22 protein-coding genes are annotated in these 21,320 nt (G+C 52.4%); 9 read left to right on the forward strand and 13 right to left on the reverse strand.

Annotation, left to right across the window (positions count from 1 at the left end):
* Window positions 1-71: 71 nt before the first annotated feature.
* The 4 genes from FCL47_RS13905 to FCL47_RS13920 form a co-directional block, all read right to left on the reverse strand.
* A complete protein-coding gene (locus FCL47_RS13905; RefSeq protein WP_136814114.1) occupies window positions 72-536 on the reverse strand; it encodes an Lrp/AsnC family transcriptional regulator in 465 nt (154 codons plus the stop codon).
* 213 nt (window positions 537-749) lie between these two features.
* Window positions 750-1,433 (reverse strand): CAAX prenyl protease-related protein, encoded by a 684-nt coding sequence (locus tag FCL47_RS13910; protein ID WP_136814115.1) that lies wholly within the window; start codon window positions 1,431-1,433, stop codon window positions 750-752.
* Between the two features lie 34 nt (window positions 1,434-1,467).
* The gene (locus tag FCL47_RS13915; RefSeq protein WP_136814116.1) at window positions 1,468-1,764 is read right to left on the reverse strand and encodes a hypothetical protein; all 297 of its coding nucleotides are present in this window, start codon (window positions 1,762-1,764) and stop codon (window positions 1,468-1,470) included.
* Window positions 1,761-2,165 carry a HEAT repeat domain-containing protein gene (locus FCL47_RS13920; protein ID WP_136814166.1) on the reverse strand — a complete coding sequence of 135 codons (405 nt, stop codon included), beginning with the start codon at window positions 2,163-2,165 and terminating at the stop codon, window positions 1,761-1,763. The genes FCL47_RS13915 and FCL47_RS13920 overlap by 4 nt, the downstream gene beginning before the upstream one ends.
* Window positions 2,166-2,393: 228 nt before the next feature.
* On the opposite strand from FCL47_RS13920, the gene FCL47_RS13925 reads away from it, so the two are divergent.
* From FCL47_RS13925 to FCL47_RS13960, 8 genes are all read left to right on the forward strand, one after another.
* Window positions 2,394-3,401 carry a methyltransferase gene (locus tag FCL47_RS13925; RefSeq protein WP_136814117.1) on the forward strand — a complete coding sequence of 336 codons (1,008 nt, stop codon included), beginning with the start codon at window positions 2,394-2,396 and terminating at the stop codon, window positions 3,399-3,401.
* Entirely contained in the window at window positions 3,398-3,868 is a 471-nt protein-coding gene (locus FCL47_RS13930) for an HAD family hydrolase (protein WP_136814118.1), read from the forward strand. Before FCL47_RS13925 ends, FCL47_RS13930 begins: the two co-directional genes overlap by 4 nt.
* Window positions 3,869-4,088: 220 nt before the next feature.
* Entirely contained in the window at window positions 4,089-4,385 is a 297-nt protein-coding gene (locus FCL47_RS13935; protein WP_136814119.1) for a DUF6515 family protein, read from the forward strand.
* 817 nt (window positions 4,386-5,202) lie between these two features.
* Complete coding sequence (locus FCL47_RS13940) at window positions 5,203-6,399, forward strand: branched-chain amino acid ABC transporter substrate-binding protein (protein WP_205747319.1); 1,197 nt, start codon at window positions 5,203-5,205, stop codon at window positions 6,397-6,399.
* A gap of 75 nt (window positions 6,400-6,474) precedes the next feature.
* On the forward strand, window positions 6,475-7,650 hold the full coding sequence (locus tag FCL47_RS13945) for a branched-chain amino acid ABC transporter permease (RefSeq protein WP_240744244.1): 1,176 nt from the start codon (window positions 6,475-6,477) through the stop codon (window positions 7,648-7,650).
* A gap of 9 nt (window positions 7,651-7,659) precedes the next feature.
* On the forward strand, window positions 7,660-8,997 hold the full coding sequence (locus tag FCL47_RS13950) for a branched-chain amino acid ABC transporter permease (RefSeq protein ID WP_136814120.1): 1,338 nt from the start codon (window positions 7,660-7,662) through the stop codon (window positions 8,995-8,997).
* Between the two features lie 15 nt (window positions 8,998-9,012).
* The gene (locus tag FCL47_RS13955) at window positions 9,013-9,807 is read left to right on the forward strand and encodes an ABC transporter ATP-binding protein (protein WP_136814121.1); all 795 of its coding nucleotides are present in this window, start codon (window positions 9,013-9,015) and stop codon (window positions 9,805-9,807) included.
* Window positions 9,804-10,520 (forward strand): ABC transporter ATP-binding protein, encoded by a 717-nt coding sequence (locus FCL47_RS13960; protein WP_136814122.1) that lies wholly within the window; start codon window positions 9,804-9,806, stop codon window positions 10,518-10,520. Before FCL47_RS13955 ends, FCL47_RS13960 begins: the two co-directional genes overlap by 4 nt.
* Window positions 10,521-10,563: 43 nt before the next feature.
* On the opposite strand, the gene FCL47_RS13965 is transcribed toward FCL47_RS13960, so the two are convergent.
* Window positions 10,564-12,396, reverse strand: coding sequence for an ABC transporter ATP-binding protein (locus FCL47_RS13965; RefSeq protein WP_136814123.1), 1,833 nt, complete (start codon window positions 12,394-12,396; stop codon window positions 10,564-10,566).
* The gene (locus tag FCL47_RS13970) at window positions 12,393-14,204 is read right to left on the reverse strand and encodes an ABC transporter ATP-binding protein (RefSeq protein WP_136814124.1); all 1,812 of its coding nucleotides are present in this window, start codon (window positions 14,202-14,204) and stop codon (window positions 12,393-12,395) included. The genes FCL47_RS13965 and FCL47_RS13970 overlap by 4 nt, the downstream gene beginning before the upstream one ends.
* A gap of 232 nt (window positions 14,205-14,436) precedes the next feature.
* Between FCL47_RS13970 and FCL47_RS13975 the strand changes: the two genes are divergently transcribed.
* Window positions 14,437-15,234: a sulfite exporter TauE/SafE family protein gene (locus FCL47_RS13975; protein ID WP_136814125.1), complete on the forward strand. Its 798-nt coding sequence runs from the start codon at window positions 14,437-14,439 to the stop codon at window positions 15,232-15,234.
* Here the strand turns inward: FCL47_RS13975 and FCL47_RS13980 are convergent.
* The 7 genes from FCL47_RS13980 to FCL47_RS14010 all read right to left on the reverse strand — a co-directional run bounded on the left by FCL47_RS13980 (window position 15,209) and on the right by FCL47_RS14010 (window position 21,306).
* Entirely contained in the window at window positions 15,209-15,574 is a 366-nt protein-coding gene (locus FCL47_RS13980; RefSeq protein ID WP_136814126.1) for a hypothetical protein, read from the reverse strand. The two genes, FCL47_RS13975 and FCL47_RS13980, sit on opposite strands and share 26 nt — an antisense overlap.
* Window positions 15,575-15,695: 121 nt before the next feature.
* Entirely contained in the window at window positions 15,696-16,136 is a 441-nt protein-coding gene (locus tag FCL47_RS13985) for a hypothetical protein (RefSeq protein WP_136814127.1), read from the reverse strand.
* A gap of 111 nt (window positions 16,137-16,247) precedes the next feature.
* Window positions 16,248-17,096, reverse strand: a complete 849-nt coding sequence (locus FCL47_RS13990) for a hypothetical protein (RefSeq protein WP_136814128.1) — start codon at window positions 17,094-17,096, stop codon at window positions 16,248-16,250.
* 41 nt (window positions 17,097-17,137) lie between these two features.
* Window positions 17,138-18,019, reverse strand: coding sequence for a carbon-nitrogen hydrolase (locus tag FCL47_RS13995; protein WP_136814129.1), 882 nt, complete (start codon window positions 18,017-18,019; stop codon window positions 17,138-17,140).
* Entirely contained in the window at window positions 18,016-19,041 is a 1,026-nt protein-coding gene (locus FCL47_RS14000; RefSeq protein WP_136814169.1) for an agmatine/peptidylarginine deiminase, read from the reverse strand. Before FCL47_RS14000 ends, FCL47_RS13995 begins: the two co-directional genes overlap by 4 nt.
* 73 nt (window positions 19,042-19,114) lie before the next feature.
* Window positions 19,115-20,134, reverse strand: coding sequence for an adenosine deaminase (locus tag FCL47_RS14005; protein WP_136814170.1), 1,020 nt, complete (start codon window positions 20,132-20,134; stop codon window positions 19,115-19,117).
* 104 nt (window positions 20,135-20,238) lie between these two features.
* Window positions 20,239-21,306, reverse strand: a complete 1,068-nt coding sequence (locus FCL47_RS14010) for a BMP family ABC transporter substrate-binding protein (RefSeq protein ID WP_136814130.1) — start codon at window positions 21,304-21,306, stop codon at window positions 20,239-20,241.
* Between the last annotated feature and the right edge of the window lie 14 nt (window positions 21,307-21,320).

Consider the following 21,320-nt stretch of genomic DNA (forward strand, 5'->3'; position numbering starts at 1 on the left):
AGTTTTTTAGTTTCCCCCATATACCCTGTTATGTAAATTTTATCACATAAAATACGAGATAAGGCTCGCGGTCAATCAGCGGCAAGCTTCAGGGCGGTACAGTTTTTCAAGGTTTCCAGGATAAAGGAGGTCTTTACGTTTTGGATGCCGGGAATCCCGGAAAGCTTGTTGTTGACGAAATCGGTATAGCTGTTCATGTCTTTGACCGCTACTTTCAGCAGAAAGTCGACTTCCCCGGTCAGTTGATGGCACTCAAGTACCTCATCCATCCGGGTCAGCCTTTCCTTGACCTTCTGCAGAGAGGAGATCTGGTGATGGCTCAGGCAGACCATAACGATGGTCTGGATACCAAATCCGGCCTGTTTCCGGTCAAGGATAGCCACATATTTTTCGATGATCCCAGTCGATTCCAGCCGTCGGACCCGTTCCAGCACGGCGGGCGGGGATAAGCCAACCTCCTGGGCCAGCCTGGCATTGGTGATACGGCCGTTATTCTGCAGGATGTTCAGGATTTTTTTATCTGTTGAATCAAGCATATGTCAATTGGTTACCGGTTAAGAAAAGACTATTACTCCGAAAAAACAGAATATAGCGAATTTTCTTCGAAAATAAAAGAACAAGCTTAATTATATTCAGCTGGCTGTGGCGAATGTTCTTCAGGGACATTGAGAAAAATCCGTTTGCTTTTGCCGTTGCACGGTGGATTTGTGCAGGTGGAGAAAGGAAAGATCTGGTCGGAGAATGATCCTTTACCAGAGCATCCAGTTGTTTGTTATCAAGATATAGACTCCAAGCCCAAAATTGGTGGTGGCATGGGCAATAATAACACTTTTCAGGTTTTTCTGGTAAACCAGCAAAAGCCCATAGAGCAGTCCGGCAATAATTCCCACGCCCACCCGGTGGTGTTCGAGGCCGAATAAAACTGCCACGCCGACAAATGATAACCAGGTAAAAGCCCCCATCGGCACGGAACGAAATGCCGGATCAACCAGATAACGCATTAAAAAAGAACGCCAGAACAATTCTTCCATAACCGGCACAACCAGTGTCGAGCCAAGCAGCCGTACGGCAATAAGTCCTGTCGCACCCAGCTGTGAACCGCCGAGAGCATGGGGGTCGAACCCTGAACTCTGGCCGAGCTGAAACTGGTATTTCTCCGGAGCAATCCAGATAACGAGCACCAGAAGTCCACAGCAAACCGCCGTCACTATATTACTGGAGGAGAGGTTGGAAGAAAAGTCCACAGCATACTTTTCCCGCCAGAACCAGAGCAGGGTTCCGACCAGGATGGTCTTGGTTATATAGAGATAAGGAGTGAGTTCAGGAAAAAAACGGGCGGGCTCTGTCAGGAGCATAAAGAGAGCAAAAGGCATCACATAAGGAATCCAGAGTCTTGACCAAAGCTGCTGCATACTGTTGTGCATTGTTTTCATGGAAGATGCCTAAAGCATATATGAGATGAACAGACTATTTTTCCTCTGGAGTATTCGCATCCTTGTCCTTCTCCTGCCCGGATTCTTCCTCCCCACGATCGGTATCATAGAGCCTCTTGGCAGCAAGCAGTAAAAAAAGAATGCTTGCCGGCGGGGCAAAGGTCGGTGCTGCCTTGGTTAATTTCTGGAGGGCAGGGTTGCTCAGGTGAAGGTCCGGAACTACATATCTCAACAGGCAGTAGCTGCCTATTGCCAGCATGACATATACCCACCAGGGTATACCATGCGGGGTTCGGGGAGATGCCGGGTCCATGGTGTTGTTCACTTTCATGCTGTGCCTGCCAGTACAAGCTGAACCATCTCCCGAACCTGCGGATTCGGATCGCTTGCTAGACGGCGAATCTCTGCCATGGCCTGGTCTGTGCCGATTATTCCCAGCAGGGATATTGCTTCTCCCCTGAGCAGCGGCTGTTCTGAATCAAGCAGCTTGACAAGCGATGGAATAGCCAGTGGCAGTCGGTTGGGCTGCAATATCTGCAGCTCTTCAAAAAGAACCGACACCCCAAGGCGTACAGCGAACCGTTCGTCGCTTAAGATTTCTCCGGTCCAGGCGTAATATTCCGGTTCACGGCGGAACATTGCCACAATATTTTCCACGTGACCCTGGTCGAGAAAGTCGGCAATGACCCGTTTTAATTCCTGGTCGCTGACTTCGTTAGGCGGCTGGCTCATGTTGGGGGTGAAAAAATGATTTATATGTGAAAAATCCCTAAAATACGATAGATAATTTCCCGTAGCTTGCTTTTTTTTACGCGGAAAGGCAAGGGAAATATTCTGTTTTGTAATAACCACCCAACCTCAGCCCATATCCCTCCGGACTTTCTGTGCTGAGCATGGGGCAATCAGATATTCTTTGACGATATGGGCAAGAAACAGCATAACGGCAAGCAGGGGGCAATTATGATAAAAGAATGGAATGTGCCTGTGTTACTCGGGGTATCTAGTGGATACTGGCGGGGATGTGCCCTCCAGGCAGGGGTGCGGCTGCAGCTATTTACAGTGCTGGGCGATGCCGGCGGCGATGTGGTTCAGGTGGCAGGCAGTATCGGTGCGGAGCTTCGGGCAACCGGCCTGTTGCTTGATGCCCTCTCGGCGATGGGATTATTGCGTAAAACCGATTCAGGGTATGCCAACACCGATTTCTCCAGAAAATACCTGGTCGCCGGCCGCCCCGAGTATCAGGGGCATATTATCCTGCATCACCATCATATTCTCGATGGCTGGGCGCAGCTCGATGAGGCCGTGAAGTCGGGGCGGCGTGTGAACCGTCGCTCCTATGGTGCGGAAGTCGAAAGGGAAAGTTTCTTGATGGGGATGTTCAATCTGGCGATGATGATTGCCCCACAGATGGCCGAAAAATTTCAGCTCGTCGGTCGCAAGCGGCTGCTTGATCTGGGCGGTGGGCCCGGTACCTACAGTATTCATTTCTGCCTTGCGAATCCTGAGTTAACGGCAGTCATCCTCGATCGCCCAACCACAGAACCTTTTGCCAGGCAGACCGCAGCAAAGTTTCAGCTGGCTGAACGAATCGATTTTATTGGCGGCGATTTCAATACCGATCCGATTGCTGGCGGGCCTTATGATGTTGCCTGGCTCTCCCATATTCTTCATAGCAACTCCCTGGAAGAATGTCAGGAGTGTCTGACTAAAACCGTGGCGGCAATGGAGCCGGGCGGTTTACTCCTGATCCATGATTTTATCCTCAATGACACCAAAGACGGGCCAGAGTTTCCAGCGCTCTTTGCTCTCAATATGCTGGTTGGAACGGATCATGGACGGGCGTATTCCTGCAGCGAAATTATTACCATGCTGGAGAGAGCCGGAGTTGTTGATATTGCCCATCATGTATTGGCTCTGCCAAACGACTCTTCGGTTATCTCAGGCGTAAAGAAAAGGATTGAGTCATGATTACAGTGCAAATTCCCGGTGGTGAAAACCTGCAGCTGTCGCATCTTGTCCTGGATTATAACGGTACCCTGGCCCTGGACGGTGATTTGATCGCCGGGGTGGCAGAAAAAATCCGCGAACTGGCGATTCATTTACAGCTGCATGTTATTACCGCCGATACCCATGGCACGGTTGCTGAGAAACTGAAGGGGCTGCCATGTACCTTGCATATCATCGGGCCAGACACTCAAGACAGGCAAAAGCAGGCCTATGTCCAGTCGCTGGGTGCGGAAAAGGTGGCGGCCATCGGCAACGGCAGAAACGATGGTCTCATGCTGCAGACTGCAGCATTGGGAATTGTCCTGGTCCAGAGAGAAGGCGCCGGTATGGCGGCGATCCTCCATGCAGACCTTATGTGTACCGATATTGTTGCTGCCTTCGCCTTGTTGCTGAAGCCGGACAGGTTGAAGGCTACCTTGCGGAATTGAATGGGTAAAAATTGTCATGGCAAAGTGCACTCTTTGCGCATTTTCTGGGTGAAATGCAGGTCGCTGATTTATAAAACCCACTCTATCTATTGAAAATCAAATAGTTAACTGTTTGATTCGTTCTGGCACGTCGTCTGCAATAATCGTTATCAATATTAAGCAGAGAATTTTTCCCGGTCACCGGGGAAAATCAGCGACAGGATAAGAGCGGGGGATGCTAATGACAATAAGAGTGCGCCGTGTAACGGCAATTGCAGTGGCCAGTATATTAACTGTTATCTGTTCAACGCCCGGTTTTGCCTGGTATTATTATTCGAGCGCCGATGACCGTGTCTGGGAGGAGGTCTCAACGGAGCTGGAAACGCTTCCCGTCGGAACTGTCGTTTCCACCCTGCCGAATGGCGCACGGTCGATTGTCATTGAGCGCATGCAATATTTCGTTTCAGGAGAAAACTGGTTTCTGCCGATCATCAGTGATGAGGGGATCCAGTATCAAGTTGTTTTTGCTCCCGTGTGATTTTCCCGCAACCAGGTTCCGCTGGTTGCTTCTCTGACCCCTGCCTGGCCCTGTTTTCCTCCGAGTGCAGCTCCCGCCCTGATCTTTTCCCCTTGTATTTCTTCCCCTGGCGATTTTTTTTCTTCAACTTTACATAATTGGTATTTTTTTGCAAGCGGACTACTCTTTTGTGGGATATGGTAAAAAACCGATATTCGTTACATAAAAAGCGCAAATTTTGTTGCGTGGGCGAAGGTAATCAGCTAGCATATTGCCGTCACAGGGTGTCCCTAAAGGGCTAAGCATAAAGAGGCCTGCAACGTAAAGAGGCCGTGCCTTTCCCTTTTGCAGGATCGTGAATCGCTCAATGATGATGTCATGATTCTTAATGAGAATGTCAGGTTTTTTTGTCCAAGATCAACGGCATGACTGCCTGACACGGGTAAGATTGAAAAAGGTCGGGATAAGTATCTTGAGACAGATTATCTCCTTGAAAAAAAAACAAGGAGATAATCTGTAAGATACTAACCCCGGTACACGGGAAGAAAGCCGGGATAAGTATCTTGAGACAGATTATCTCCTTGTAAAAAAAAACAAGGAGATAATCTGTAAGATACTAACCCCGGTACACGGGAAGAAAGCCGGGATAAGTATCTTGAGACAGATTATCTCCTTGTAAAAAAAAACAAGGAGATAATCTGTAAGATACTAACCCCGGTACACGGGAAGAAAGCCGGGATAAGTATCTTGAGACAGATTATCTCCTTGTAAAAAAAAACAAGGAGATAATCTGTAAGATACTAAACAATAAAGCAGTTTTACAAGGGAGGAGAAAAGGATGTCGACGCGAAAGTTTTCTGTTTTTTCACTGATGGTTGCAGCAAGTATGACGCTTGCGCTTTGCGGATCCGCGGGAGCCGCTGGAAAATCGATTAAAATTGCTACCCAGTCACCGTTGTCTGGTGATCAGTCCGTAATTGGTGTTGACATTAAGCGTGGTGCTGAATTAGCCCTCGAACAACTCAGCGGTCCATTGGAAGCGCTGGGTATTAAAGCTGAACTTGCCCCATTTGACGACCAGGCTAATCCTGATACCGGTGTCGCCAATGCCAAGCGAATTGTCTCCGATCCAGCTATTCTTGCGATCGTCGGACATTATAACTCGGGCGTTCAGATCCCTTCATCAGAAGTGTATCACAGCTCCGGACTTGTCAATATTTCCCCGGCCAATACCAATCCTAAGGTCACTACCCGTGGCTATCTGGAAGTCAACCGCATCGTTGGTCGCGATGATGTTCAGGGTGTTGTAGGTGCTGATTTTGCCAAAAGTAAAGGGGTTAAAACTGTCTTTGTTGTTCACGATAAAACCGCCTATGGCCAGGGTATTGCCGAATTCTTCAAGAAAAAAGCGGCAGAGAACGGGATGAAGGTTCTTGGCTTTGAAGGAACCGAGGAAAAAGCCAATTTTGACGCGTTGCTGTCCCCGGTTGTTGCAGGTAATCCGGATCTGGTCTACTTCGGTGGTATGGCGTTCCAGGCTGCAGTGCTTTTCAAGCAGGCCCGCGAGAGAGGGTATGAAGGCATGTTCCTCAGCGATGACGGTTTTGACAGCTCCGATGCAGCTAAGATCGGCGGCGGCACTTTGATTGCTGGCGGCGGCACCTACTATTCGACGGTTTCCGGTCCTGCCTCGGTGTATCCAGGAACCGCCAAGTTTCTTAAAGATTTCCAGGCAAAATACAACGCCACCCCGCAGCCGTTTGCCGCTCAGGCCTATGACTGTATGGCAATCAGCCTGAAAGCCATTGAAAATGCCGCAAAAGCCCATGGCAATAAAGTTCCCACCCGTAAAGCTGTTGCCGAGGCTGTTCGCGCTCTGAAGGATTTCAAAGGAATTACCGGTACCTTTACCTTCAATAAGATCGGTGATCCGGAAAAGGCCCTTTACTTTGTAATCCAGGTAGAATCGGCTGATCCTTCCAAATGGAGTGAAAACAAGATTGTTAAGACTCTAGAAATTGCCCCCCCACAGTAACAGGATTTCCAAAGTTCTTGGACCGGCCCTTTGATTCCCAAAGGGCCGGTTGATTTTTAACGTCAGTGAGTGATCATGATACGATTCCTGAAACGCATAAATGTGTATGAACTGGTACGGCCTGTGGGGCAGATGGTCCTTTTTTCCCTGGGCAGCGCTGCTTTCATGTCGGCGATTGCAATTTCGCTCGCCCTGGCTCTGGATGGTACTGCTGTCGGTGCGAGTCTCATGGACAAGTACAATGTCAGCCTGTATACCTATACTATGCTCAATCTGCCCCAGGTCATTATCGACGGCCTGACCATTGGTTTTGTCTACGCGGCCATCGCCCTCGGCTACACCATGGTATACGGGGTTCTTGAATTCATTAACTTCGCCCACAGTGAGATCTTTGCGGTTGGTGCTTTTGTCGGTGTGGAGTTGCTTATTGCCCTGGATGGAATGGGAATTCTTGCGGGAGCGTCGCTTGGAATGGCGTATGCCTATCTTATCCTGGCAATCATTCTCGGCATGATGGCCGCCGGCGGTCTGGCAGTGGCTGTCGAACGCGTTGCCTACCGGCCCCTGCGCGGCGCATCGCGATTAGTGCCGCTTATCTCGGCGATCGGGGTCTCTTTTCTGCTCCAGGATGTCATCCGGCTGGTTGAAAGCCTGACCAGTGGGCAGTTCAACCGCATTATGCCGACCTTCGGCAATTTTGACAGCCGCATTGTTTTTGGAAAAATCGCCATGGGAACCTCAAAGCTCACCCTGGGTATTTCCGTCAAGTCGATCATTGTCATCGGCTCTGCGGTGCTGATGCTGGTAGGACTGAATTATCTGGTCAATGCCACCAGGGTCGGAAAAGCCATACGGGCAGTGGCCCAGGATCGTCCCACCGCAAGTCTTATGGGGATCAATGTTAACCGGATAATTTCCCTGACTTTTCTGGTTGGTGGCCTGCTGGGTGGTGCGGCCGGGGTGCTCTATGCCCTGAAATTTACCCGGATCGATCCTTTTGTTGGTTTCTTCCCTGGATTGAAAGCCTTTACCGCTGCAGTGCTCGGTGGCATCGGCAACATGACCGGAGCCCTGCTTGGCGGGATAGTTCTCGGCATGCTGGAAACCTTTGCCGGATCGTATATGGGCGTGTTCACTATGGGAGCGGCGGGTTCGGAATACAAGGATATCTTCGCCTTCAGTATTTTGATTCTTGTCCTCATTTTCCGGCCTCAGGGTCTGATGGGCAAACATGTCATGCAGAAAGCATAGGAGAGTCTCATGATTTCGTCGTTCTTTAAGGAATTGTTCAATCGGGTCAACCGAGGGTATTGGTCGTACCTGATCGTTATTGGCCATATCGTTGCCGGTAGTTTTCTGGTTTATACCCAGCCGCGATCCAATCTCGCTTTTCTGGTCCTCATGACCTCGTTTATGTCGCTTTATTTTTTCACAACCAGCCTGCGTTTCAAGCTGATTGCCGCAGTTATTCTGGCCCTGGTAATCATCCCTATTGTCGGGGCCAGGAATATTTTCTATCTGGAGGTTATCTTTCAGATCAGTGTTTTTGCCGCCCTTGCCCTCGGATTGAATATTGTTGTCGGTTTTGCCGGGCTGCTCGATCTGGGCTATGTGGCGTTTTATGCGGTTGGCGCCTATCTCTGGGCTTTTTTCGGATCGCAGCAGTTTTATATGCTGCACTACGCACCGGGTACGGCACCGGCTGCCCTTCCCTTTTTTCTGCCCGGGGATGCCTTTTATATGTTTCTTGTCGTCGGGGTCATCATCGCCGGTTTGACCGGCATCCTGCTCGGTTTGCCGGTGCTGCGCCTGCGTGGTGATTATCTGGCGATTGTCACCCTCGGCTTTGGCGAGGTGATCAGGGTTTTGGCCAATAACCTCGATAAACCACTCAATTTCACCAACGGTCCGCAGGGGATTACCCCGATTCAGCGGCCGACTATGCCGGACTTTGCGGTTGACTGGTTTAATTCTGTTTTCGGTGGAGTGGTCGGTCATAATGTCAGTGCGGCGGTCATGTACAACCTGATGTTCTATATGTTCGCCCTGGCCGTGATCATTGTCATCATCTTTGTTACCCGGCGTCTGGACGACTCAAAAATAGGCCGTGCCTGGACCGCCGTGCGCGAAGATGAGACCGCGGCCATTGCCCAGGGTATTCCTCTGGTGAAGATGAAGCTTGCCGCCTTTGCCGTTGGTGCCTCTTTCGCCGGTGTCATGGGCGTATTGCTGGCCGCGAGCAGAACCTTTATCAGCCCGGAATCGTTTTCCTTTATGCAGTCAATAGGCGTGCTCACCATGGTTATTCTCGGAGGGGCGGGCAGTATTCCCGGGGTAATTCTCGGTGCGGCGACGGTTACCATTCTCAACCTCCAGGTACTGCAGGGATTTTCTCTGTATCTCAATGAGCTGCGTCAAAGTGATGCGGTGATTCCGATTATAAATTTTGCCTGGAAAGACCTGTCAAATCAACTTGATCCGGCAAAATATCAACGCTTGCTTTTTGGACTTATCCTGGTCTTGATGATGATCTTTCGACCAGCTGGATTGATTCCTGCAGCCCGGAGAAAACGGAAAATCGATCTGGAAGAAAATTAGGGAGAGGGTGACATAATGGCTTTACTTGAAATTAACAACATGACCAAGGTGTTTGGTGGCCTGAAAGCCATCAGCGATGTCACCTTTTCGCTTGAAAAAGGGCGGATCGTTTCGATCATAGGTCCGAACGGCGCAGGGAAAACGACGTTTTTCAACACCCTGACCGGAATTTATAAGCCCGATGGCGGAACCATTAAATTCAATGGTAAATCGCTGGTCGGGCTCAGGCCGGATCAGATTGCCGCTTGCGGTATTGCCCGAACTTTTCAGAACATTCGTCTGTTTCCTGATATGACGGTCATCGAAAACATCCTCGTCGGCATGCATATTCACTTCAAACAGTCGCCCATCCAGACGCTCTTCCGATTGCCTGGTTTCAAGAAAGAGGAAGCGGAGGCAGAGAAAAAGGCGGCACGGCTGATGCAGTATGTCGGCCTGAAAAGGGTTGAGAATGAATTGGCTAAAAACCTGCCCTACGGTGCGCAACGAAGGCTGGAAATCGCCCGAGCTCTGGCCGCGGAACCGCTCCTGCTGCTGCTGGATGAGCCGGCCGCCGGCATGAATCCCCAGGAAACGGAAGATATTATCCGGTTATTCCGTCATATTAAAACGGACCTGGGCATTACTATCCTGCTTATCGAACACGATATGCGGGTGGTCATGAATATTTCCGAAGATATCTGTGTCATGGATTATGGTGAGAAGATTGCTGAAGGTACTCCGCAGCAAATCCGCGCCAATACTCGAGTAATCGAGGCCTATCTTGGCCGGGGAGCAGTCGCCGGACAGCATGAGGAGAAAATGCAATGAGTTTGTTGGAAGTAGACAATATTCATAGTTATTACGGACAGATCCATGCACTCAAGGGGATTTCGGTCGAGGTGAACGAAGGAGAAATTGTCACTCTTATCGGCTCCAACGGTGCCGGTAAAAGCACAATCCTGCGGACCATCTCTGGTATGATGCATCCTAAAAAAGGGATGATTTCTTTTGAAGGAAAAGATATTTCTAAAAAAGAACCCCATGAGATCGTTACTGCCGGAATGGTCCATGTCCCTGAGGGACGCGGCATTTTTCCCACGCTGACGGTGAAGGAAAACCTGGAGATGGGCGCTTTTACGGTAACTGATTCAAGGGTCATTGAAGAGCGGATGGAGTATGGCTTTAGCCTGTTCCCGAGGTTGAAAGAGCGTATCGATCAATTCGGCGGGACCCTGTCCGGCGGGGAACAGCAGATGCTGGCTATTGCCCGGGGCCTGATGATGGATCCGCATCTGCTGATGCTCGATGAGCCGTCCATGGGCCTTGCGCCGATTCTGGTTGAGCTGATCTTTGATATCATCAAAGACCTGAATGCCACAAGGGGTACCACTATTCTGCTCGTTGAGCAGAACGCGCTGATGGCCCTGTCCATAGCCCACCGGGGCTATGTCCTGCAGACCGGAGAGATTACCGCAACCGATACCGCGGCGAATCTTCGGAATAATGAGGAAGTGCAGAAGGCGTATCTCGGCGTATCATAATTGATGACGTCGTAAAAAGCTCGATCTCCTGCGTTGTAGGTTTTTACGAGTCAACCACCTCGTTCCCATGCGCTGCATGGGAACTCTGGTCGTTCTGCAGATCCATTGCCACAAGCAGCGCATAGTGGCCGTTGCGCTGCAGCAGTTCTTCATGACTGCCCTGTTCGACGATTTTGCCGTGGGCCATGACCACGATATGGTCCGCCCGCCTGATGGTTGACAACCGGTGGGCGATAACCAGCGAAGTTCGGCCTTTGAAGCTGTCGGCTATGGCCTGCTCCAGGATGTTCTCAGACTCGGTGTCGATGGCAGCGGTTGCTTCATCAAGAACCAGAATGGCCGGATTCCGGCAGAGAACCCTGGCGAATGAGAGCAATTGTTTCTCGCCCGTAGAAAGCTCCAGTCCTCCCTCCCCGATAATCGTATCCAGGCCTGCCGGCAGTTTGTCGACAAACCGGTTCATGCCGGTCTGATTGAGAATTGCTTCTGTTTTTTCCCGTGAGCATCCGGTATCCATGACGATATTGGCAAAGAGGGTATCCTGCAGAATAAATACGTCCTGCAGGATGACGCCGACTATAGTGCGCAGCTTGCGCAGCTCGAGGCAGGCGATATCGGTATCATCAATGCGGATGGTTCCCGCCTGGGGGTCGTAGAACCGCAGCAGCAGATTGACAAGCGTTGTTTTCCCGGATCCGGTAGTGCCGACGAGGGCCACGGTCTGACCCGGATAGAGGGCAAGCGAGACGTCATGCAGGATCGGATTGTCCGCCTGATAGCCAAAATGAATATTCTTGAACAGCAGACTTCCTTGTATCTTCGGCAATTGTACCGGCTGTTCCAGCTCGACAATCTCGCTTTTGGTATCAAGCAGCTGGAAAATTCTTTCAGCGGAGGCCATTGCCGACTGGACCACGGAATATTTCTGGGCCAGCTCCCGCAGCGGCTGAAAAAACAGCCGCATATACGAGATAAAGGCCACGAGTTCGCCGAGCGTCAGCCGTTTCTGCAACACTTCGCCGCCGCCGTACCAGAGAATCAGGGCGATGGCCGCAGAACTCATGAATTCGGTGAGCGGCATGAAGGTGCCGAAAAGTTTGATCTGGCTCAGTGTTCTCTGTAAAAACCCCTCACTCAAATGTTCAAAGGTTTGTCTGTTTGACTCCTGTCTGCCGAAAAGTTGAATGATAGACATTCCGGACAGGTTTTCCGCCAGAAAACTGTTGATTTTGGCCAGCTGGATGCGAATCGCCCGGAATTGTTCCCTGGCCAGGCGGGCAAAGAAAATGGTGATAATGATCGCCAGAGGGATGAAAATGGTCATGACCCCGGCCAGCCGCGGGTTCATCCAGAACAGCAGAACAAGGATGCCGGTCAGCTGCAGAAGATCGTTAAACAGGGTGACAATGACCGAGGTGAACATCTCGTTCATATTCTGGATGTCGTTGGTCAGACGGGTGACCAGTCTGCCTGTCGGGTTGCTGTTGAAAAACGGCAGATCAAGGTGCAGAAGATGGTGGAATAGGCGCTGACGAACCGTATGCATAACCGATTGCCCCACCCATTCGAGTACCAGTACCTGGCAGAAGGAGGCAAAGAATATGGCGAAGATGAGAACTCCATAATGTATCGCAGTCCTGGTAAGCCCGGCGATTCGTGCATCGGTGGCGACCGTGGTTGCCGTTATGTAGTGATCGATTGCCGTCTGGACCAGATGGGGGAGGGTGAGGGTGGCCCAGGTGATGAGAATGGAGATGATCACCGCAAAGAAGAGACTGAGCCAATACGGTGCGGAAAATTGTAATATCTTCCGCCAGAGATGAAAATCACTCAGGGACCCTTCCTGCCCCTTTTCACTGTAGCCGTAGTTCATCATGGCGATTCCGGCTCCTTCAGGGCGTCCTGGGTCATCTGCTTGGCATACATTGACTGGTACAGAGAGTTTTCCTGCAGCAGCTGCTCGTGGCTGCCTTCACTTTGCACTGCACCATCGGCCAGGATGATAATTCTATCGGTCATCGACAGCAGTTTGATGCGGTTCGACACAATCAGGACGGTTTTTCCGGCAAAATGGCGTTTGAGACCGGCAAAAACCTCGTGCTCGGTGGCGACATCCACCGCCGATAATCCATCGTCGATAATCAGGACCGGTCGGTCGCAGAGCAAGGCCCTGGCCAGCGCCAGCCTTTGCCGCTGTCCGCCGGAAAGTTTGACGCCCCGCTCGCCGGTCATGGTGTCGTAGCCGTCTTTTAAGCCGACAATGTCTTCGTGAATTGCCGCATTTACTGCTGCCTGGATGACTTCCTCCCGGCTGGCATCTGCTCTGCCAAGCGCAATATTTGCCGCGATGGTATCGGAAAAGAGAACTGGTTCCTGGCCGACATAACCGATATGGGCGCGAATAAACTGCAGGGGGAGCTGGTTGACATCCGTACCCCCAAAAAAAAGCTGTCCGTCAGCAACCGGGTACAGCCGGGCCAGAATTTTACAAAGAGTCGACTTGCCCGAACCGGTCCGCCCGGTGACCCCGTGAATTCCCGGTCCGAAAGAAAGGGTGAGGTTATCAACGGCAGGAGCGGTTGAGGAAGAATAACGAAAGCTCATGTTCTTCAGTTCGTAGCCGGGGTGTTTGAGCATTGCCGGCGGCACCGGCAACACCGGATCCGGCAGGGTCGTCCGGCTGGTGACCAGGTCGTGGATGCGGCCGAGTGAGGTCAGGCCGCGCTGCACCAGGTTGGCGACCCAGCCGATGGCCATCATCGGCCAGATCAACATATACAGATAGGTGATAAAGGCGACAAAATCGCCCAGGGTTATCGTGTTGTTAATCACCAGGCGACCGCCAAAATAAAGCACCATCAGCAGGCCGAGGCTGCCGATCAGGGTCGCCAGCGGGCTGATTAAACCCTGGATGGCGGCAACTCGCAGGTTGCTGCGCACGTATTTCCTGCCGAGCTTGCCGAACCGGTCCGTCTGGAAATCTTCCATGGTATAGGCCTTGATTAAGCCAATGGAGATAAGCGTTGAGCGGGAAAATTCGGTCATGGAGGAGAACTGTTCCTGCACGGTGGCAAAGCGCTTATGCAGTTTGCCTGAGAGGATACGGGTGGTGACCGCCAGGATCGGCATCGGCAGCAGGGCGAGCAGGGTGAGCATCGGATGGATGGCTATCATGAAGCCTATTGCCGCAAGGGACATGACCAGGGCGTCGACTGCGGCAACCATGCCCATGCCGCAGGCCATCTGGACCGCGCCGAGATCGTTGCTCGAATGGGCCATGAGATCGCCGGTCGTGTATTTTTCAAAAAACGGGGCATCCATCTTTACAATATGGGCAAAGATCCGGTTGCGGATAGTGCGCTCAAGGAGGCGGGAAAAGCCGATGATCAGGTAGCGCCAGGCAAAGCGCAAGACCACGACCATGCCGGCAAACAACAGGATCAGCCCGGCCAGGTGCAGGAGTCCCACCGGAGTGATGGTCATGGCCGTCAGGCCGTCAACGCCGTGCTTTATAAACCGGGGGATCGTCAGCTGGAGCAGGTCGACCAGAATAAGTGCGGCAAATCCTGCCGCCAGGCGTAAGCGGTGTTGACGAAAGGTGGGCAGCAGCAATTCGCGCAGTTGCGAGAACGGCACCCGCCTGGATTCGCTCTTTGTATATGTGGTGGATGTGCTCTTGCTCAACGATTCTGCCTGTTTGCTGTTTGCCGCTGGTGTATTGGGAGAGTGTACAAAATAGAAACTCTGACAAACACTAATGACCTATTGCGTGAATGTCACTCTAAAACAGGTGAGGACCGCTCCTCTTTAGGAGTTATTGAAGGTGGGGTCTACCTGCTTCTTGCAAATATTGAACATGAGAGATAATATGGCTTTTTTTTGTATTACAACTATGGACTTATAAAAAGAGAGATATATGCTGATTACATTTCTGACCTATTGCGGTGTTGGTGCCATCGCCGGGATTCTTGCCGGATTGCTCGGGATCGGTGGAGGGCTGGTAATTGTCCCCATGCTGGTTTACGTTTTTGCTCTGAACCATATCCCCCATGAACTGACCATGCATCTGGCTCTGGCCACCTCTATGGCAAGCATCATGTTCACCTCGGTTTCCAGTTTTATGGCCCATCATAAGCGCGGTGCGGTACGGTGGGATGTGGTGAAAAAAATCGTTGTCGGCATCCTTACCGGGACCTTTCTCGGGTCCTGTTTCGCCTCGGCAATGTCGACAAATTTTCTCAAAGTTTTTTTTGTTATCTTTCTCTATTTTGTGGCAACCCAGCTGTTACTCAACAAAAAGCCGAAAGGCGGACGTGATCTGCCGGGCAAGGTGGGGATGTTCGGGGTAGGCAACGGTATCGGTGTGGTATCCAGTCTGGTTGGTATTGGCGGTGGGACCCTGTCGGTGCCGTTTATGCTCTGGTGTAACATCAAGGTGCACCATGCCATCGGTACTTCGGCGGCAATCGGCCTGCCCATAGCCATTGCCGGAACCGTCGGCTATATCTTCAATGGCTGGAATGTGGCCGGGCTGCCCCAGTATTCGCTGGGCTATGTTTATCTGCCCGCCTTATTGGGCATTGCCGCGGTGAGCGTGCTGACCGCCCCTCTGGGGGTTAAGCTGGCGCACAGTTTGCCGGTGGATCCTCTGAAGCGGATCTTTTCTCTGCTGCTCTATGTTGTGGCGACTAAGATGCTGTTGGGGATCCTGTAGTACCGGCGGCGCGATATTTGTTCTTCAGCACTTTCGTCTTGAATACCAGGGCCGAAAGTGCGGTGAAGAGACTGACGCTGGTGAGAATTATTGCCAGCCGTGTCCAGGAACGACCCGCCTCTTGATATTGTCCGATAAAGACCAGCATTGTGCGTATCCATTCTGCCGCCGCCAGAAACAGAAATATGGTGAGCAGTCGGGGAACCCATCGCTTTCTGACCAAGACCAGTGACAGCATAAGCAAACTTCCCGCCGTCAAGAGCAGAGAGCCTGAACGATAGAAGTGTGCTGCAATCAACAGGGTGCTGCAGAATATCGGTAGAATGGCGAGTATTGTCATGGTGTTTCCTCAGGTTGATCAACTTCTTTCGGCAGATTCAAATAGTGGTCCCTCCTTCTTCGGGAAAGTCCTTCAGCTGAGCTGTAATCGATTCCTAAATCACGAAGCCTGATTACGCTGGCTATTTGGGGGCACCAAGCTTGTAGCGTATCCGAAGAACCCCAGCGTTGCAATCCTGGGAAATTATCCGAAACTCGCCTATTTCCGATGTGTTGTCAACATGTTCACCGATACAGGGACAGGAATCATAGTCACCGATGTGCACGATGCGAATGGTTTCGGCGCCTTCAGGAAGTCGGGTGAGATTAAAGGTATGCTTGGCATTCTCACGGGAAACCATCTCTTCGGTTACATCCAGGCACGCAGAAACTGCCTCGTTGACCGCCGCCTCCACTTCCTTCGTTTCGTCATTTGTCAGGGCTCTAACAAAGTGGTAGTCACACTTTGACTTCTTTTCGTTCACGTGGGCGCTGAAGCAACGGCCGCAGTCGAATTTCCTGACCATTGCCTGGTTCAGTATGTGTTCCGCTGAATGCATGCGTGGGGCGTTTGATTGTGCCATGTCAATGTGTTGGTGGTATTGGACAGTAAAAACAGGCCGTAGCTCAGGCGACCGGTAGTGTCGAGGTATCGACCAAAGAGATACCGCTTTCATGAGAAAGTATAACCAGTCTCATATTACACCTCCCGTATTGATTTTACATTGAACTATCGCCTTCTCTGTTTTTAAAAACAGATCGTCCAGCAACTGCTCTGCCATGGCCATCTCTTTTGCGGATGAAAAACCGGAGTCCAGCTCCTGCAGAATCGTCTCATAGGAGGATGGCCGGATATCCAGTGTGTTACGAAGGACAGCCGGCCGCGGATACAGACCGTTTTCAAAAAAAAAGTTGCAGGGGCCGGGCGATTCCGGGCGGCGATAAGGCCATTGGATCTTCAGTTCCGCAAATTCCCTGAAAGCCACCGTTGCCCCGATATTCTGACGGTAATCGTCCACGGCGACCGGCCGTCCAAGGCGGATTTCCATTTCCTTGAAATAGGCCGTCACCAGGGCATGCTCCGTCACAATCAGTCCGAAAACATACCAGTTGTCAAGGGTCTGTGTCAGTATCGATTTGTAAACGGCAGACAGTTTCTGCGTGGCAGGGCACAAATAGGTGCGGCAAGCCAGTTCACCGTACCAGCTCAGGGACCGATAGTCCACGCCGTTGTTACCGGGTGCGGCGGGGTGGAGGAGGCAGCCAACGCACCTTTTCCTCTCGCCGATGAACCCCAGAAAAGGACAGTGGTGAAACCCTGGAAACGGCCTTGATAGCCTGTGTGGCCCCTTGTTGCTTCTTTTGAATGTAAAGATACCATCTTCCGTTCGGGGGACCGACGCAAAGGTCTCGGTCCGCTGTGCCAGGATGGTTTCAAGTTTTTTCCGGGACAGATTCGGCAAATTATACAACCCGCAACAGGCCCCGCAGGACACTGTTTCGTTCACCTGGCAGAGGTACGTATCGGGGGTGTCATCATGCATGGATCACTCAAATGCGTCGTCTCTGCAGATATTCTAAAGTGTCAATCCCGATAGCGCTTCATCAGGTCGGCGTAGGCATCGATGCGGCGATCGCGCAAAAAAGGCCAGATCCGCCGTACCTGTTCGCTGCGCGCGCAATCGATGGTGACCACCAGCGTCTGTTCCCGATCCGTATCAGCCTGCGCGAGGATCTCGCCCTGCGGGCCGGCAGCGAAGCTGCTGCCCCAGAAATGCTGGTTGCCGGCGTCGCCAGGGGCTGCTTCGACACCGACCCGGTTGACTGCCACCAACGGCAGGCCATTGGCCACGGCGTGGCCTCGCTGCACCGTGATCCAGGCGTCACGCTGGCGCTGCTGCTCTTCCGGTGCATCCAGCGGATCCCAGCCGATAGCGGTGGGGTAAATCAGCAGTTCCGCCCCGGCCAGAGCCATCAGTCTCGCCCCTTCCGGATACCACTGATCCCAGCAAACCAGAACGCCCAGCCGGCCGACACTGGTGTCGATGGGATTAAATCCGAGGTCGCCGGGGGTGAAGTAGAACTTTTCGTAATAACCGGGGTCGTCGGGGATGTGCATCTTGCGATAGATGCCGGCGATGCTGCCATCCGCTTCCAGTACCACTGCGGTGTTGTGGTAGAGGCCGGCGGCCCGCCGCTCGAACAGGGATGTCACCAGTACGATGCCCAGCTCTTTTGCCAGGGCGGCAAAAACAGCGGTGCCGGGACCGGGTATCGCTTCCGCCAGATCGAACACCTCAGTGTCTTCAGTCTGGCAGAAATAGCAGCCGCAGTGCAGCTCCTGCAGCACCACGAGCTTTGCGCCCCTGCTGGCGGCGTCACGAATGCCGGCAGCGCTGCGGGCAATGGTCAGTTCACGGGTGTCGGCGGCGGCATGCTGCACCAGACCAACGGTAAGGTCCTTCATTCCAGTACTCCTTGAGGTATCTGCATGGTGACGCAGTGCAGTGAGCCATGCTGCTCAATCAGCGGACGGCAGGGGATGGCAATAATTTCGCGGTCAGAGAAAGCGCGGCCGATAATCGCCAGTGCCGGTTCGTCCTGGAGACTGTTGTAGACCGGCACCAGCACGGCACCGTTGAGGATGAGAAAATTGGCATAGGTCGCCGGCAGCCGATGGCCATCGTCGGCGTAACAGGGCTCCGGCCAGGGAAGCGGTAACAGCTCAAAAGCTTGGCCGTCGCGGGTACGCAGGGCAGCGAGTTCTGCCGCCATGGCGGTCAGCTCTCTGTGATGCTCGTCCTGCGGATCATCGCAGGACTGGTAGATAATACGGTCGCCGGGAGCCAGCCGGGCCAGGGTGTCGATATGACTGTCGGTATCGTCACCGGCCAGATAGCCGTGCGCAAGCCAGAGTACACGGTCGATACCGAGTTGCTGCCTCAGCTGTTGTTCCAGGCCGGGGCGGTCGAGGTGCGGATTGCGGTTGGCCTCCAGCAGGCAGGCGCTGGTGGTCAGCAGCGTGCCGCTGCCGTCGGTTTCCAGGCTTCCTCCCTCCAGTACCAGGCCCTGCACCTCGCGAAGGCAGCTGCCGAATGCACCGGCCGCCTGCAGCCGGGCGGTGGCCTGATTGTCATCGCAGGCGCGGAACTTCAACCCCCACCCGTTGAAGCCGTAATCGAGGAGCAGAGGTGCACCGTTCTGATAGACCGTGATGGGGCCGAAATCGCGAGCCCAGGTGTCGTTGGTCGACAGGGCATAAACGCGCACCCGGTCCATTCGGGCACCGGCTTCCGTCAGTTGTGAACGGACCGAATCGGGGTCGGGGGCGGGGATGATCACCCTCTCAAAGCGGCTGATTTCCACCGCGATACGGATAAATACCGGTAAAACCCGATCAAGCATATCGGCCCAGTCGGTTCCACTGTGAGGCCAGCCGAGCAGCACTGCGTCCTGCGGTTCCCATTCAGCGGGCAGACGTCTTTGCATCATGGGTTCACTCCTTTGAGTAATGATGGCATACCTATAGAGGAAGCGGTGAGGTGAGCTGGCGGACTACTGGTTACCGTGAGCAATTGTTGTGTTGCTGCAGGTAGATATCTACCTCGGTAATCAGGCTGGCACGCTGTGCCTCTTCAAGAAAGGCGGCACTGAAACTGTTGCGGGCTAATTGTGCCAGTAATTTTTTATCATTTCCGAGGATATCACTGACCGCCGCGTAGTTTTCATTGATATACCCGCCAAAATAAGCGGGATCGTCGGAGTTGATTGTCACTTTCATCCCGGCTTGCAGCATTTGCGGCAGGGGATGCTGCTGCATGGTATCGACGACACAGAGCCTGGTATTCGATAACGGACAGACAGTTAGAGGGATTTGTTCCGCAACCAGCCGTTTGATTAAGGCCGGATCCTGCATCGACGCGTTGCCGTGGTCGATCCGGTCCACCTTGAGAAGATCGAGGGCCTCGTAGACATATTCAGGCGGGCCTTCTTCGCCGGCATGGGCGACGAGCCGAAAACCCTCCTGGCGCGCCCTGGCAAAGACCCGTTGAAATTTTGCCGGCGGATTGCCTTTTTCCGAAGAATCGAGCCCGACACCGATGATTTTATCCTTATGGGCAAGAGCCATCTCAAGGGTGGCCATGGCATCGTTCTCATCCAGGTGACGCAGAAAACACATGATCAACCCAAAACTGATGTCGAATTCCCGCTTCCCCTGCAAGAGTGCTGGATGAATGCCATTCAAGGCAGTCGTAAAGGCAATGCCTCGTGCAACATGACCTTGGGGATCGAAAAATATTTCGATATGACGAACGGACTGCTGCTTGATTTTTTGCAGGTAGGCCCAGGTCAGGTCAAAAAAATCCTGCTGGGTGCGCAGCACGTCCATGCCCTGATAGTAGATATCCAGGAAATCCTGCAGCCGGCTGAACTGATATGCTGCACGCAAGGCGGAAATATCTTTATAGGGCAGGGTAATGCCGTTGCGCTCAGCCAGCTGAAACATCAACTCCGGCTCTAAGGTTCCCTCAATATGGAGATGCAATTCAGCTTTTGGTAAACCGGCAATAAAGGATTTCATCATTTTTCGATTCTTGGCCATCCTGCACCTGTTTCTCCTGCTCCCACCTATCTGTTGGCGAGAGCAGGATTGTCTTGCTGATATTATTAGTTTCAGGATGAAAACTATTTGGGAATGCTGCCTTCAACGCCCTCAACATACCAGTTCAGCCCCAGCAACTCCTTGTCGGAGACCACTTCGCCGGCCTTAACGACCAGTTTGCCTTTCTGATCCTTGATCGGACCCTGGAACGGATGCAATTTCCCATCGATAATTGACTGCTTCACCTCGTCCGCCAGTTTTCGTACATCAGCCGGAACGGCGTCGCCATACGGGGCCATTTCGACCATGCCCTGCTTGAGGCCATACCAGGAATCAGTGGATTTCCAGGTGCCATCCATTACCGCTTTAACACGTTCAATGTAATAGTAGTTCCAGTCATCGACAATCGCGGTGAGCTGGGCTTTTGGGGCGTATGATTTCATATCAGAGGCCTGGCCGAATCCATAAACGCCGCGGCTTTCGGCAACCTGCAGTGGCGCCGGAGAGTCGGTGTGCTGGGTGATGATATCTGCCCCCTGGTCAATAAGGGTCTTGGCGGCATCACCTTCTTTACCCGGATCAAACCAGGAGTTTACCCAGACAACCTTGACAATTGCCTGCGGATTTACCTTGCGCAGCGCCAGGGTGAAGGCATCGATGCCGCGAATGACCTCCGGGATAGGAAAAGAGGCGATATATCCGACCACGTTGGATTTGGTCATCTTGCCGGCAATTGTGCCGAGTACAGTCCGTCCTTCATAGAATCGGGCCGAATAGGTGCTGACGTTTTTCGCCCGCTTATATCCCGTGGCATGTTCGAACTTTACCTTGGGGAAACTCTTCGCCACTTTAAGAGTCGGGTTCATAAAGCCAAAGGAAGTGGTGAAAATGATATCGTTGCCGGATGCCGCCAGCTGACGGATGACGCGTTCTGCATCCGCGCCTTCCGGGACACTCTCCACATAGGAGGTTTTAACCTTATCACCAAACTCTTTTTCAACTGCTAAACGGCCCTGATCATGCTGATAACTATAGCCATGGTCGCCTATCGGGCCAACATACACAAAAGCTACCTTCGTTACCGCCGCAGCATTGCCGGCCACCGCAACACCCGCGGCCAGAATTAATGACAATAATGTCTTCTTCAGCATTTTTTTCTCCTTTT

The sequence above is a fragment of the Desulfopila sp. IMCC35006 genome (assembly GCF_005116645.1).
In the GTDB taxonomy this organism is placed as follows: Bacteria; Desulfobacterota; Desulfobulbia; order Desulfobulbales; family Desulfocapsaceae; genus Desulforhopalus_A.